Origin of the sequence: Cellulomonas septica, assembly GCF_012396155.1 — a bacterium.
GTDB lineage: Bacteria > Actinomycetota > Actinomycetes > Actinomycetales > Cellulomonadaceae > Cellulomonas > Cellulomonas septica.
Genome location: NZ_JAAXOY010000026.1, coordinates 1 through 13264 on the forward strand (window position 1 = coordinate 1; position 13264 = coordinate 13264).

13 protein-coding genes are annotated in these 13264 nt (G+C 74.2%); 6 read left to right on the forward strand and 7 right to left on the reverse strand.

The window, feature by feature from the left end:
- A partial coding sequence (locus HGA02_RS02525; protein WP_343035219.1) for a LacI family DNA-binding transcriptional regulator occupies positions 1 to 950 on the reverse strand: 950 nt, incomplete at its 3' end.
- Positions 951 to 1161: 211 nt separating this feature from the next.
- On the opposite strand from HGA02_RS02525, the gene uxaC reads away from it, so the two are divergent.
- From uxaC to HGA02_RS02540, 3 genes are all read left to right on the forward strand, one after another.
- On the forward strand, positions 1162 to 2676 hold the full coding sequence (gene uxaC / locus HGA02_RS02530) for a glucuronate isomerase (protein WP_246247327.1): 1515 nt from the start codon (positions 1162 to 1164) through the stop codon (positions 2674 to 2676).
- Positions 2673 to 3311, forward strand: coding sequence for a bifunctional 4-hydroxy-2-oxoglutarate aldolase/2-dehydro-3-deoxy-phosphogluconate aldolase (gene eda, locus HGA02_RS02535; RefSeq protein WP_168677231.1), 639 nt, complete (start codon positions 2673 to 2675; stop codon positions 3309 to 3311). The genes uxaC and eda overlap by 4 nt, the downstream gene beginning before the upstream one ends.
- Positions 3312 to 3442: 131 nt before the next feature.
- Positions 3443 to 4546, forward strand: coding sequence for a sugar kinase (locus HGA02_RS02540; RefSeq protein ID WP_168677235.1), 1104 nt, complete (start codon positions 3443 to 3445; stop codon positions 4544 to 4546).
- A 381-nt stretch (positions 4547 to 4927) separates the two neighbouring features.
- On the opposite strand, the gene HGA02_RS02545 is transcribed toward HGA02_RS02540, so the two are convergent.
- Positions 4928 to 6601, reverse strand: coding sequence for a UxaA family hydrolase (locus tag HGA02_RS02545; RefSeq protein ID WP_168677237.1), 1674 nt, complete (start codon positions 6599 to 6601; stop codon positions 4928 to 4930).
- Positions 6602 to 6740: 139 nt separating this feature from the next.
- Between HGA02_RS02545 and HGA02_RS02550 the strand changes: the two genes are divergently transcribed.
- A complete protein-coding gene (locus HGA02_RS02550) occupies positions 6741 to 7763 on the forward strand; it encodes a LacI family DNA-binding transcriptional regulator (RefSeq protein ID WP_124341415.1) in 1023 nt (340 codons plus the stop codon).
- A 266-nt stretch (positions 7764 to 8029) separates the two neighbouring features.
- Here HGA02_RS02550 and HGA02_RS02555 read toward each other — a convergent pair whose 3' ends face one another.
- The 4 genes from HGA02_RS02555 to mca all read right to left on the reverse strand — a co-directional run bounded on the left by HGA02_RS02555 (position 8030) and on the right by mca (position 11271).
- The gene (locus HGA02_RS02555) at positions 8030 to 8743 is read right to left on the reverse strand and encodes an FCD domain-containing protein (protein WP_168677239.1); all 714 of its coding nucleotides are present in this window, start codon (positions 8741 to 8743) and stop codon (positions 8030 to 8032) included.
- A gap of 43 nt (positions 8744 to 8786) precedes the next feature.
- Entirely contained in the window at positions 8787 to 9656 is an 870-nt protein-coding gene (locus tag HGA02_RS02560) for an amidohydrolase family protein (RefSeq protein WP_168677242.1), read from the reverse strand.
- Positions 9657 to 9844: 188 nt separating this feature from the next.
- The gene (locus tag HGA02_RS02565; protein WP_343035222.1) at positions 9845 to 10414 is read right to left on the reverse strand and encodes a gamma-glutamyltransferase; all 570 of its coding nucleotides are present in this window, start codon (positions 10412 to 10414) and stop codon (positions 9845 to 9847) included.
- Positions 10411 to 11271, reverse strand: a complete 861-nt coding sequence (gene mca / locus HGA02_RS02570) for a mycothiol conjugate amidase Mca (RefSeq protein ID WP_210728070.1) — start codon at positions 11269 to 11271, stop codon at positions 10411 to 10413. The genes HGA02_RS02565 and mca overlap by 4 nt, the downstream gene beginning before the upstream one ends.
- Positions 11272 to 11390: 119 nt before the next feature.
- Here mca and HGA02_RS02575 point away from each other — a divergent pair, with 119 nt between their 5' ends.
- Both HGA02_RS02575 and greA read left to right on the forward strand, forming a co-directional pair.
- A complete protein-coding gene (locus HGA02_RS02575; RefSeq protein WP_168677246.1) occupies positions 11391 to 11798 on the forward strand; it encodes a DUF4307 domain-containing protein in 408 nt (135 codons plus the stop codon).
- A gap of 270 nt (positions 11799 to 12068) precedes the next feature.
- Positions 12069 to 12554, forward strand: coding sequence for a transcription elongation factor GreA (greA, locus tag HGA02_RS02580; protein ID WP_168677248.1), 486 nt, complete (start codon positions 12069 to 12071; stop codon positions 12552 to 12554).
- An 86-nt stretch (positions 12555 to 12640) separates the two neighbouring features.
- Here greA and HGA02_RS02585 read toward each other — a convergent pair.
- Positions 12641 to 13264, reverse strand: a 624-nt coding sequence (locus HGA02_RS02585; RefSeq protein ID WP_168677250.1) for a pyridoxal-phosphate dependent enzyme, incomplete at its 5' end; no start/stop codon positions are given.

A 13264-nucleotide genomic window follows, 5' to 3' on the forward strand; every position in this document is an offset into this window, starting at 1 on the left:
CCTAGGGCCGCGGCGATCGCGCGCTCGGCGGGCGTCTGCCGGCCGGCGCGCAGGCCGCTCGCGACGAGCAGGTCGACCGACTCGCGACCGAGGCGGGCGAGCGGCACGGTCACCGTCGTGAGGGCCGGGGACACGAGCGTCGCGGCGGGGATGTCGTCGTAGCCGACGACGGAGACGTCCTCCGGCACGCGCAAGCCGCGGGCCTGGAGCCGGTTGAGGATGCCGAGCGCGACGAGGTCGTTGTGCGCGAGGACCGCCGTCGCACCGCTCGCCGCGACGAGGTCGGCCGCCGCGACGCCGCCCGCGAACACCGGGGCGAAGTGACCGAGGTCGACCACCTCGACGTCGCTGAGGCCGTGCGACACGTCCCGCAGCCCGTGCCGGCGCCGGGTGTCCGACCACGAGTCGGTCGGCCCGCCCGCGTAGGCGAGGCGCCGGTGGCCCAGCGCGTGCAGGTGCGTGACGGCCTGTCGGACACCGTCGGCGTTGTCGATCACGACGGAGGGCAGCGTGCCGTGCTCACGGTTGACCAGGACGAGCGGGACCTCCTCCGCGAGGCGGTCCAGGTCGGCGTCGGCCATCCGCGGGGAGCAGAGGATCGCGCCGTCCACCTGACCGCCCAGGTGCGCGACCAGCTCGGACTCCATGCGCGGGTCCTCCTCGGCGTCCGCGACGAAGACGGCGTGGCCGAGCGTCCGGGCGCGCGCCTGCACCCCCTTGGCGACGGCGGCGAAGAACGGGTTCTCGAGGTCGGGCACGACGAGGCAGAGGTTGCCCGTGCGTCCGGTGATGAGCTCGCGCGCCGCGCGGTTGGGCCGGTAGCCGAGCTCGCGCGCGGCGCGCTGCACCTGCTCGCGACGCTCGGGCGCGACGAGGTCGGGGGCGCTCAGCGCCCGGGACGCCGTGGCAGGGGACACCCCTGCCAGGCGTGCGACGTCGCGCAGCGTCACCACCACAGGTGCCCTCCTCCCGGTCGTGCTGCTCGGTCGACGACGAGTCGATGGCGCAGCGATGAATGCGATTGCAGCACGTCTGAGACCTGCGGGACAACCCGTTCCCACGATTCGAACAGATGTGCGGCGAGACCTTGCGGATTGAGCGTCCACCTGCTTGGCTCGGCGATGAAACCGATTGCACGCCGTTCATGGCATCGCCTCGCCGATGCGCGACCGGCTCGACGAGGAGGTCGCACCGATGGCGCCCGCCGACTGGCCCCTTCACCCCGACCGAGCGCTGCCGAGCGACCCCGTCGTCCGTCCCATCGCACGGGAGATCGTCGACCAGACGCTGCGGCTGCCGATCGTCTCGATGCACGGCCACGTCGACGCCGGCCTCCTCGCGCGCGACGATCCGTTTCCCGACCCTGCCGCGCTGCTCGTGGTCCCCGACCACTACCTCGTCCGCATGCTCGTCTCGCAGGGAGTCCCGCACGACGCGATGGGCGTCCCGCGACTCGACGGGCGTCCGGTCGAGGCGGACCCGCGTGCCGTCTGGCGGACCTTCGCGTCGCACTGGCACCTGTTCCGCGGCACGCCCACGCGGTACTGGATGGAGCACGTGCTCGTGGACGTGCTCGGCGTGCGGGAGCGACTCTCGGCCGACTCGGCCGACCGCGTCTACGACCACCTGGTGGAGCGCCTCTCGGACCCGGCCTACCGGCCACGGGCGCTGTTCGAGCGGTTCGGGATCGAGATTCTGGCGACGACCGACCCGGCGACCTCGACGCTGCCCGACCATGCCGCGCTCGCGGCCGAGGGCTGGGGCGACAAGGTCGTGCCGACCTTCCGGCCCGACGCGCTCCTGCACGTCGCGCGCCCGGGCTGGCGTGCCGATGTCGAGCGGCTGGGCGCGGTGACCGGCACGACCATCGGGAGCTACCGGGACCTGGTGTCGGCGCTCGAGGAGCGCCGCCGGGCCTTCGTCGCGGCCGGCGCGCGAGCGACGGACCACGGGCACCTGTCCGCCGACGCCGTGCCGCTCGACGACTCGGTCGCGGAGAGGATCGTCGCCGATGCGCTGCGGGGCCGGGTCGACGAGCGGGACGCGGCGGCCTTCTCGGGTCACATGCTCTTCGAGATGGCGCGCATGTCCACCGAGGACGGGCTCGTCATGCAGCTCCATCCCGGCGTGCTCCGGGACCACGACCCGGCGGTGTTCGCGGCGCGAGGGCCGGACGTCGGCTACGACATCCCCGTGCCGACCGAGTACGTGCACGCCCTGCGCCCGCTGCTCGAGTCGTTCGGGCACCACCCGAACCTGCGGCTCGTGCTGTTCACGGTCGACGAGGACACCTTCAGCCGTGAGCTGGCCCCGCTGGCGGGCGTGTACCCGGCCGTCCGGCTGGGTGCGCCCTGGTGGTTCCTCGACACCCCGGACGGCATGCGGCGGTACCGGGAGGCCGTCACGGACACGGCGGGCCTCTACAACACGACCGGCTTCGTGGACGACACGCGCGCGTTCTGCTCGATCCCGGCCCGCCACGACCTCGCCCGCCGGATCGACGCCGGCTTCCTCGCGCGGCTGGTGGCCGAGCACCGGCTCGACCTCGACGAGGCGATCGAGTCCGCGGTCGACCTGGCCTACCGGATCCCGCGGGAGGCGTATGCTGCTCCGAAGACGGGAAACGCTTTCCCGCTCGAGCCGGCCCTGGCCACCGCTGCGAAGGAGCACGCGTGAGCGACACCGACATCCTCGACCGTCTCGGGGCGCACCGCCTCGTGCCGGTGGTCGTCCTGGACGACGCGGCGCACGCCGACCCGCTCGCGAAGGCGCTCGTGGCCGGCGGGCTGCCGGTCGCCGAGGTGACCTTCCGGACCGCCGCGGCTCCCGACGCGATCCGCGCGATGAGCGCCCGTGGCGACGTGCTCGTCGGCGCCGGGACCGTCCTCACCGTCGCGCAGGTCGACCAGGCGGTCGCGGCGGGCGCCCAGTTCGTCGTCTCGCCCGGGACGAGTCGCGCCGTCGTCGAGCGGTGTCAGGAGCACGGGGTTCTCGCGCTCCCCGGGGCCGTCACCGCGACCGAGGTCATGGCCGCGCTCGAGCTCGGCGTGTCGACCGTCAAGTTCTTCCCCGCCGGATCGTCGGGCGGAGCCGCCGCGGTCGCCGCGCTCGCCGCTCCGTTCGGTGGCGTCGGCTTCGTGCCGACCGGCGGCATCGGCCCCGGCAACCTCGCCGAGTACCTCGCGCTGCCGAGCGTCCGCGCCGTCGGGGGCTCCTGGATGGTGCCGAAGGACCTCGTCAACGCAGGCGACCTCGACGGCATCCGCGCCCTCACCGCGGCGGCCGTCGCCCTCACGACGACGGGGTCGTGACCCGCCCCGCGGCACGACCCACCGTCTCGTCCACCCGTCCTGACCGTCCGGCGGCCGGTTCCTGACGGCCCGCGGGACGACCGCCCGACCGCCGTCCTCCGGGACCGCACGACAGCACGAGGAGCTGACCCATGTCCGACCTGGTGATCCGCCCGGCCGAGGAGACGCGCTACGACGCGGTGTCGCTCGGGGAGGTCATGCTGCGCCTCGACCCGGGAGAGGGCCGCATCCGGACGACGCGGTCCTTCCGCGTGTGGGAGGGCGGCGGCGAGTACAACGTCTCGCGCGGCCTGCGACGCGCCTTCGGGCTGCGGACAGCGATCGTGACGGCGCTCGCGGACAACGAGGTCGGCCGGCTCGTCGAGGACTGCATCCTCACGGGCGGTCTGGACACGCAGTTCGTCAAGTGGGTCCCGTACGACGGCGTGGGGCGGGCCGTGCGCAACGGTCTCAACTTCACCGAGCGAGGCTTCGGCGTCCGCGGCGCCGTCGGCGTGAGCGACCGCGGCCACACCGCCGCCGCGCAGCTGGCGCCCGGGGACATCGACTGGGAGCACCTGTTCGGCGACCTGGGCGTCCGCTGGTTCCACACCGGCGGGATCTTCGCGGCGCTCTCGGACAGCGCTGCCGAGACCGTCATCGAGGCCGTCACGGTCGCGCGCAAGCACGGGACGGTCGTCTCCTACGACCTCAACTACCGGCCGAGCCTCTGGAAGGCGATCGGCGGTCAGGCCCGCGCACAGGAGGTCAACCGCGCGATCGCCCCGTTCATCGACGTGATGATCGGCAACGAGGAGGACTTCACCGCCTCGCTGGGCTTCGAGGTCGAGGGCGTCGACGAGAACCTCAGCGAGCTCGAGATCGGCTCGTTCGCCGCGATGATCGACCGCGTCGCCGAGGCGTACCCGAACTTCAAGGTCATCGCGACGACCCTGCGGACGGTCCGGAGCGCGTCGGTCAACGACTGGGGCGCGCTGGCCTGGTCCCGCGAGACCGGTGTCGTCCGAGCGACCCACCGCGAGCGGCTCGAGATCCTCGACCGCGTCGGCGGGGGCGACTCGTTCGCGTCCGGGCTCGCGTACGGACTGATCGCCGGCGAAGGGCTCGCGACCGCCGTCGAGTACGGCGCCGCGCACGGCGCGCTCGCCATGACGACGCCCGGCGACACGACGATGGTGACGAAGGCCGAGGTGCTCAAGCTCGCCGGCGGTGGCGGCGCCCGCGTCGACCGCTGACCGAAACCGGTCGCACCGGTCGCACCGGCTGACCGCGCCGGCAGCACACGCCCCGCTCGGGTCACGCCGGGCGGGGCGTGGTCGTCCTCGCGGAGGCTGACCGTGGCCTGTGACGCACCGGCGGTCAGGAGACGACGCCGATGGTGGCGACGGCGCCGATGGTCGGTCGGTGTGGGCGCGGACGGCCGGGTGATGGCTCGGATCCCCGGGTGATGGCTCGGATCCCAGGGTGATGGCTCGGATCCCCGGGTGATGGCTTGGATCCCCGAGTGATGGCTGGGACCCCCGGGTGAGGGCGCGGACGTCGGCGCCGGAGCCGGCGGTCGGGTGTCGCGCGGAGGCTCGGGTGACCGAGCTGACGGTCGGTGGCGGCGCCGACCGTCAGGTGACGGCGCCGAGCTGCCAGGGGACGAACTCGTCGGCGCCGAGGTCGAGCTCCTCGGAGACGGTCTGGCGCCCCGACGCGACCTCGATGATCAGGTCGAACAGCTCCTCGCCGAGCGACGCGACGGTCGCCGTGCCGTCGACGATCCGCCCGGCGTTGAGGTCCATGTCCTCGCGCATCCGCAGGTAGGTCGCGGTGTTGGTCGCGACCTTGATGGACGGTGTCGGCTTGCAGCCGAGGACGGACCCGCGGCCCGTGGTGAAGACGACGACGGTCGCGCCGCCCGCGACGATGCCCGTCACGGACACCGGGTCGTAGCCGGGCGTGTCCATGAAGGTGAACCCGCGGGCACGGACGGGCTCGGCGTACTCGTACACGGCCGTGAGCTCGGCGGTGCCGCCCTTGGCGACGGCGCCGAGCGACTTCTCGAGGATCGTCGTGAGCCCGCCGGCCTTGTTGCCGGGCGACGGGTTGTTGTCGAGGGTGCCGCCGCCGGCCGCGGTGTACTGCTTCCACCAGTCGATGCGGTCGAGCAGCTTCTGGCCGACGTCGCGGGACGCGGCGCGTCGCAGCAGGAGGTGCTCGGCGCCGAACACCTCGGGGGTCTCGGCCAGGATCGACGTGCCGCCGCGCGCGACGAGCAGGTCGGACGCGTACCCGAGAGCGGGGTTGGCGGTGATGCCGGAGTACCCGTCGGAGCCGCCGCAGTTGAGGCCGAGCACGAGCTCGGACACGGGGGCGGGGGAGCGGCGCAGCGCGTCGATCGCCGGGAGCATCTCCTCGATGGCGGCGACGCCGGCGCGGACGGTCGCGCGGATGCCGCCGTTCTCCTGGATGACGAGGGTGCGGACGGGCTTGTCGGCGGGCAGGTCGAGGCCGTCGAGCAGCGACTGCGCGGGCAGCATCTCGCAGCCGAGGCCGAGGACGAGCAGGGCGGCGATGTTGGGGTGGTCGGCGTACCCGCGCAGGGTCCGCCGCGTGATCTGGGCGCCCTCGGACGTGGGGACCAGCCCGCAGCCGGTGTCGTGGGTGAGGGCGACGACCCCGTCGACGTGCGGGAACGCGTCGAGCGCGCGGCCGCGGAACTGGTCCGCGACGAGCCGCGCGGTGGACGCGGAGCAGTTCACGGACGTGACGATGCCGACGTAGTTGCGGGTGCCCCAGCGCCCGTCGGCCCGCCGGTAGCCGTCGAACGTGCGCGCCGGTCCGTCGGGCGTGGGCAGGGTGACGCGCGCGGTGCCGAACTCGTACTCGCGGTCCTCGTCGTCCATGCCGAGGTTGTGCGTGTGCACGTGGTCCCCGACGGCGATGTCGCGCGTGGCGCGCCCGATGGACTGCCCGTACTTGCGCACCTGCTCGCCGGCGGCCACCGGTCGCAGCGCGAGCTTGTGCCCGCGCGGCACGCTCTGCCGGACGACCAGGACCGGACCGTCGGCGGCAGCGGGGGCGGACGCGTCGCCGTCGCCGATCACGGTGAGCGTGGCGTCGCCGAGGGGGCTCCCCGGCACCGCCGCTGGCACACCGACGGCAGTGGCGGGGACAGCGCGGGCCTCGTCGGTGGACCCGAGGCGGAGGACCGTGCCGTCCTGCAGGTCGCGCGTCGCGACGCCGACGTGGTCGTCGGGCCGCAGCACGAGCACGGCGTCGGCCAGGGCGGTGGTGGCTGTCATCGTCGAGAGCCCCTTCGAGGAGGAAGATGCTCAGGATACCGCTTTCCCACCACGCCGAGCAGCCCGCTGATCAGCGTCGGCCCATCCCGTGCCGGACTGTGCCACCGCTGTGACACGGCGAGCCCCTACCCTTGCGACCATGGCGGGATCGGTGACTCTCAGCGACGTCGCGCGCGAGGCGGGCGTGTCGTTGGCGACCGCGTCGCGCGCCATCAACGGCAGCGCGAACCGCACGGTCCGCGCCGACCTCCGCGACCGGGTGCTCGCCGCCGCGGCCAAGCTCCGCTACACCCCCGACGCCAACGCGCAGGCGATGGCGCGAGGCCGCACGACGTCGCTCGGCCTCGTCGTCCACGACATCGCCGACCCCTACTTCTCCTCCATCGCGGCGGGCGTCACGCGTGCCGCGGACCGTGCCGGCCTGCAGGTCACGCTCGCGAGCACGCAGCACGACCCGAGCCGCGAGGCCGGACTGGTCGACCTGCTCAAGCGCCAGCGGGCGCGCGCGATCGTCATCGCGGGCGGTCGCCTCGACGACCCCGAGACGACGGGCGAGCTGCGTGATGCGCTGGCCGACTACCGCGCCGTCGGCGGATCGGCGGCGGTCATCGGCCAGCCGGTGCTCGGCGTCGACGCGGTCGTCGTCGCGAACGCGCAGGGTGCGGCGGACCTGGCCCGCGCGCTGCACGAGCGCGGCTACCGGTCGTTCGCGGTGCTCGGCGGCCCCGACGGGCACCTCACCGCCCGTGAGCGGCGCGAGGCGTTCGTCGCCGCGCTCGCGGAGCTCGGCGTCGAGGTCCCGGCGGAGTCGGTCATCGCGAGCGCCTTCACGCACGAGGGTGGCGAGGACGCGATGCGCGCGCTGCTCCGCGCCGGTGACCTGCCCGAGGTCGTGTTCGCGGTGAACGACGTGATGGCGCTCGGTGCGCTCGCGGCGGCGCGGGACGCGGGCGTCGAGGTGCCGCGCGACGTGGCGCTGGCCGGCTTCGACGACATCTCGACCCTGCGTGACGTGGTCCCGCCGCTGACGACGGTCCGCATCCCGCTCGTCGACATCGGCATCGCGGCCACCGAGCTCGCGCTCGCCGAGCCGTCGGACGAGCCGCGCCTCACGCACGTCCCGACCCAGGTCGTCCTGCGCGACTCGACGCCCGCCCGCTGACGGGCGGCCCGCACGGGGAGTGCCCGACTGACGGCGGTCGCCCGCAGGGCGAGTGCCCGCCCGACGACGGTCGATCCGCGAGGTCGACGCCCGCGGGAGGACGGTCGACCCGCGAGGTGAACGCCCGCGCTCCTCACCGTCCCGCCGCGTGGCGATCACGCCGGCGGAACGGCGGGCCGCGACGAGCGTCCGGCCGCCGTGCGGATCCGCCGACGCTCTGGGTGAGCGCCGTCCGGTGACCGGCGGACGACGCGCCCGTCGACGCGTCAGCGGGCGCTGACGGGCTCGGCGACGGAGTCGGCGGTCGCGACGTCGGAGCCGGTGAGCGCGTCCTCGAGGCTCAGCAGGTGCGTCGCCATCCGCAGTCGTGCGCGGTCGGGGTCGCGCGCGACGATCGCGGCGAGGATCGCCTCGTGCTCGACGAACGTCCGGTCCTCGAGCCCGTCGTCGTGCGGGGAGCGTCGGCGGCGCGAGGTGCGGCCGGCGATGCCGTCGATGAGCGCGGCGAGCACGGAGTTGCCGGACGCGCTGGCGATCACGGCGTGGAACGCGACGTCGGCGGCGGCGAGCCGCTCGTGGTCGAGGGGGTCGGCAGACAGGGCGCGCGCGGACTCGTCGAGCGCGGCGCGCGCGAGCTGCACGTCCTCGTCGTCGATGTGCAGGGCGGCGAGCCCGGCGGCCTCGGTCTCGAGGAGGCGGCGGACCGCGTGGAACTCGGCGTCGTGCTGGAGGTCGGCGACGAACGAGACGGGCGCGAGCAGCCGGGCCGGGTCGAGCGTCGTGACGTAGGTGCCGTCGCCGTGCCGGGAGTCGAGGATCCCGAGGGTGCCGAGGGCGCGGACGCCCTCGCGCAGGGAGCCGCGGGAGACACCGAGCGTGCCGGCGAGCTCCTTCTCCGCGGGCAGGCGGTCACCCGGCCCGAGCAGGCCGTCCAGGATCATCTGCTTGATGCCGTCGACGACATCCTCGGATCGGGACACGTCTGCAGTATTCCGTGTGGCGCGCCGTCGCGGGCGCGGTCGGTCAGAGGTCGTCCAGCGGGAGGCCGTAGACGCGGTTGGCCGTCCCGCCGAGGATCAGGTCGCGCGCGTCGTCGGGCAGCTGGTCGATGGTGCTGCGCAGCCCGTGCCAGACGCGTCCGTAGGAGTCGCCGTCGACGAGGGCGTACGGCCAGTTGGAGCCGAGCATGAGCCGGTCGGGTCCGAACAGGTCGAGCGCGCGGTCGACGGCGGGCTGCAGGTGCTCGGACGTCCAGCCGGGCCCGGCGGCGGCGCCGAGGCCGGAGAGCTTGGCGACGACGTTGGGGAGCTGGGCGACGGCGCCGAGCATCGCGGACCAGTGGGTCCACGCGTCGCGCTCGCCGTGCCGCAGCGCGACGAGGGGCGGTGCGCCGAGGTGCTGGACGACGAACGTGAGCTTGGGGTGGTTCTCGGCGAGCGTCGCGACGTGGCCGAGCAGCGTCGGCGTGTGCGCGGGCAGGTCGAGCGTGAGGCGGCGCTCGGCGAGGAGGCCGAGCGACTCGTCGACGGTGGGCTGGAGCAGCCAGGCCGGGTCGGGCTCCTCGTGGACGCGGTGCCCGACGCCGACGACGGGCTCCATGCGCCACGCGTCGAGCTGCGCGGCGGCGTCCTCGGGCTGGGTGAGGGGCACCCACGCGACGACCCCGGCGACGCGGGGGCACGAGAGGGCCTGGAAGAGCATGAGCTCGGAGTCCGCCCGGTTGTCCGCGGCCTGCACGAGCACGACCTTCCCGACGCCTTCGTCGGCCAGGTCGCACTCGACGTCCGGGACCCGGAAGGGGCGCTCGACGGCGGCGACATCCCCGGTCATCCAGGGGTAGTGGACGGCGTCGGGGTTCCACACCTGGAGATGAGCATCCACGACATCGTGCATGGCTCGGACGCTAGCAGTGGTCCGACCTCTTGCCTCCGTACGCATGAAGATCCTCATGCAACCCTCATCAACCAGCCGTACCGGCAGGTAGACATCGGACGACTTGCGCAACTCCCGCACAGCGGGCGCACAGCGAGGCGGCTCGACCGCGCCAGACGTCGGACCTCCGGTGCGCCCGACGACGCGCGTCAGCGCCCGACGGCGTACCCCTGCATGCCGCGCGGGTTGGCGGCCGCGACGAGGAACCCGTCCGCGCGCACGCCCGCGGCGCTGATCCGGCCGAGGGACCACGGCCCGGCGTCCTGCACGGCGTGCCCGCGGTCGGCGAGCGCGGCGAGCACGTCGGCACCGAGGCGCGACTCGGCGACGAGCCCGCGCGGCACGTGCGTGCGGGGGTAGAACGACTCGGGGACGTGCGACGAGTGCCACGACGGCGCGTCGATCGCGGCCTGCAGGTCGAGCCCGCCGAGCAGGTGGCGCAGCAGGAACGGCACGGTCCACTGGTCCTGCTGGTCGCCGCCCGGGGTGCCGAACGCGAACCCGGTGCCGTCGTCGTCGAGCCCGAGCTGCCGTGCGCGCCGGTCGACCTTGCGCAGCTGCTTGGTCAGCGACAGGAACAGGCCGATCGCCGCCACCGCGAGCAGGAACGTCACGACGAAGCCGATGAACCCCGGCGACCCGCCGCCGGGTGCGGTGAGCTCGACGTCGCTCGGCGACGGGCTCGGCGCCGCCGCGAGCAGGGCCACGACCGGGCTCACGCGCCCACCACCCGCGCGATGCCCGCGAACAGGTCGTCCTCGGGCGTCGTCGTCGGCACGTGCGAGTGCGCGAGCTCGTACTCCTCGGTCGGCCACTGCGCGAGCTCGATCTCGCGCGGGATCGCGAAGAAGAAGCCGTCGGGGTCGATCTGGGTCGCGTGCGCGCGCAGCGCGGCGTCGCGCTGCGGGAAGAAGTCGGCGACCGGCACGAACGTCGTCGCGGTGCGCTCGGGGATCTCGCGGGCCTGCCGCGAGTCGATCCAGTCGCCGAACGGCGACTCCCGGCCCGCGGCGACGAGCGCGTCGTGCATCGCGCGCATGCGCTTCATCGAGAAGCCGTGGTTGTAGTACAGCTTGAGCGGCGTCCACGGCTCCCCGCGGTCGCGGTAGCGCTCGGGGTCGCCGGCCGCGTGGTACGCCTCGTACGCGACGCGGTGGCACATGATGTGGTCCGGGTGCGGGTAGCCGCCCGACGGGTCGTACGTCGTGACGACGTGCGGCCGGAACTCGCGGACCAGCTCGACGAGCGGCGCCGAGGCGACCTCGAGGGGCTGCAGCGCGAAGCACCCCTCCGGGAGCGGCGGCAGCGGGTCGCCCTCGGGCAGGCCCGAGTCGACGAAGCCCAGCCAGTGCTGCCGGACGCCGAGCGCCTGCGCGGCCGCGGCCATCTCGGCCGTCCGCACCGCCCGCATGCCCTCGATGCCGCCCTCGACCTCGCCGTACGACGGGTTGAGCACGTCGCCGCGCTCCCCGCCCGTGCACGTCACGACGAGGACGTCGACGCCGTGCGCCGCGTACATCGCCGTCGTGGCGGCACCCTTGCTCGACTCGTCGTCAGGGTGGGCGTGCACCGCCATCAGGCGCAGCCGCTCTCCGGTCACGCGAGGCCTCCGTTCGGGACGTGCGGGGGGACGAGGGACAATGATCGCGCACACGACGCGCGCTGCCCCCGCCCGTCCCGTCGCCGAGGAGCCCTGTGAGCCAGTCCCCCGCCGTGCGCCCGCCCGCCGGGCGCTACGGACCCGAGCCTACGTCCCGATCGACCACGCTCCGGCGCGTCGGTCTCGGTGCGCTCGTGCTGGTCGCGGTCGTGGTGCTCGCCTGGGTGGGCCTCGGCGTGGTGCGCGAGCCGGTGCAGTGGAAGGACGTCGGGTTCCGCGTCGACGGGCCGACGTCCACGCAGGTCACGTTCGAGGTCACCAAGGACCGGGACGCGACGGTCACGTGCCAGGTGCAGGCGCTCTCGGAGTCGTACGCGCAGGTGGGCGTCCGGTCGGTCGAGGTCGGCCCTGCGGACACCGCGACGCAGCGTGTCACGGTCACCGTGCAGACCGCCGAGCTCGCCGTGTCGGGCGTCGTGGCGGGCTGCACGCCGGTCGACTGAGCCGGTCGACGGAGCCCGTCGACGGGAGCGGGTCGGCCGCGCTCGTCCGCCCGGGTTCACCGTGCGGGTCCGTGGGGCCGCCCGACCCCGTGCGCTATCCTGGTCGTTTCACACGCCGCCCCGGTCCGGCGTGACCGCTGGTCGACGCGACCGAGTGGGAACGGCGTGCACCTCATCACCGTGCCTCACCACGTGCGTGCCGACCTCGGCGCGGCACCCCGGGGCGAACCGCCGGTCACCGACCGGCACGCATGCATGGAAGGAGCGATCGTGACCGACACGACTGCGGCCACGTGGCTGACGCAGGAGGCCTACGACCGGCTCTCGGCCGAGCTCGACCGCCTCAAGGGCGAGGGTCGGAACGAGATCACCGCGCGCATCGCCGCGGCCCGCGACGAGGGCGACCTCAAGGAGAACGGCGGCTACCACGCCGCGCGCGAGGAGCAGGCGAAGCAGGAGGCCCGCATCCGCGAGCTCGAGGCCAAGCTCCGCAACGTCCAGATCGGCACGCCGCCCGACGACGGCGTCGTCGAGCCCGGCATGGTCGTGACCGCCGAGGTCGCGGGCGACGAGATGGTGTTCCTGCTGGGCTCGCGCGAGATCGCCGGGACCGCGGACATCGACGTGTTCTCGCCGACGTCGCCGCTGGGCGCCGCGATCAACGGCACCAAGGTGGGCGACAAGACGTCGTACACCGCCCCGAACGGGAACGAGATCCCGGTCAAGATCCTCGGCGCGAAGCCCTTCGACGCCTGACCTCGACGGTCCTCGACGCGGCGCTCCCCTGCTGAGGGGGGCGCCGCGTCGGCGTTCAGGGGCGTGACCCGGCCACGGCCGGCGGCTCAGTCGCCGTGGACCTGGTAGCCCGTCGCCCGCAGGTGCGCCATGACCTGCGCGCAGTGCTCGGGCCCCTTCGTCTCGACCTGCGCCGAGACGGTGACCTGGTCGAACGCGAGGTCGGACCCCGTGCGGGCGTGCGTGAGGTGCATGACGTTCCCGCCGGCCTCCGCGATGTCCTGGAGCAGCGACGCGAGCGCACCCGGCCGGTCGTCGATCCGGACGCGCAGCGCGAGGAACCGCCCCGCCGACGCGAGGCCGTGCCGCACGACGTGCAGGAGCACCTGCGGGTCGATGTTGCCGCCGGACAGGATCGCGACGACCGGACCCTCGAACGTGCCGGGCGCCGCCATGAGCGCCGCGACGGCGACCGCCCCCGACGGCTCGACGAGCAGCTTGGCGCGCTCGGCGACGAGCAGCACGGCCCGGGAGATGTCCTCCTCGGAGACCGTGCGGACCTCGAGGTGGTGCCGGTCGAGCACCTCGAACGGCACGCTGCCGGGCAGCCCCACCGCGATGCCGTCCGCCATGGTGCGCAGCTCGGGGGCGGGCACCGGGTGGTGCACCGCGAGCGACGCCGGGTAGGCGGCGGCGCGGGCGGCCTGCACGCCGACGACCCGCACGTCGGG

What these genes read in the sequence shown, in the direction of transcription:
- HGA02_RS02545 (WP_168677237.1), bottom strand. Translation starts at nt 6,601, where the DNA reads ATGACAGCCACCACCGCCCTGGCCGACGCCGTGCTCGTGCTGCGGCCC.
- uxaC (WP_246247327.1), top strand. Translation starts at nt 1,162, where the DNA reads ATGCGCGACCGGCTCGACGAGGAGGTCGCACCGATGGCGCCCGCCGAC.
- HGA02_RS02550 (WP_124341415.1), top strand. Translation starts at nt 6,741, where the DNA reads ATGGCGGGATCGGTGACTCTCAGCGACGTCGCGCGCGAGGCGGGCGTG.
- HGA02_RS02560 (WP_168677242.1), bottom strand. Translation starts at nt 9,656, where the DNA reads ATGCACGATGTCGTGGATGCTCATCTCCAGGTGTGGAACCCCGACGCC.
- mca (WP_210728070.1), bottom strand. Translation starts at nt 11,271, where the DNA reads ATGGCGGTGCACGCCCACCCTGACGACGAGTCGAGCAAGGGTGCCGCC.
- HGA02_RS02540 (WP_168677235.1), top strand. Translation starts at nt 3,443, where the DNA reads ATGTCCGACCTGGTGATCCGCCCGGCCGAGGAGACGCGCTACGACGCG.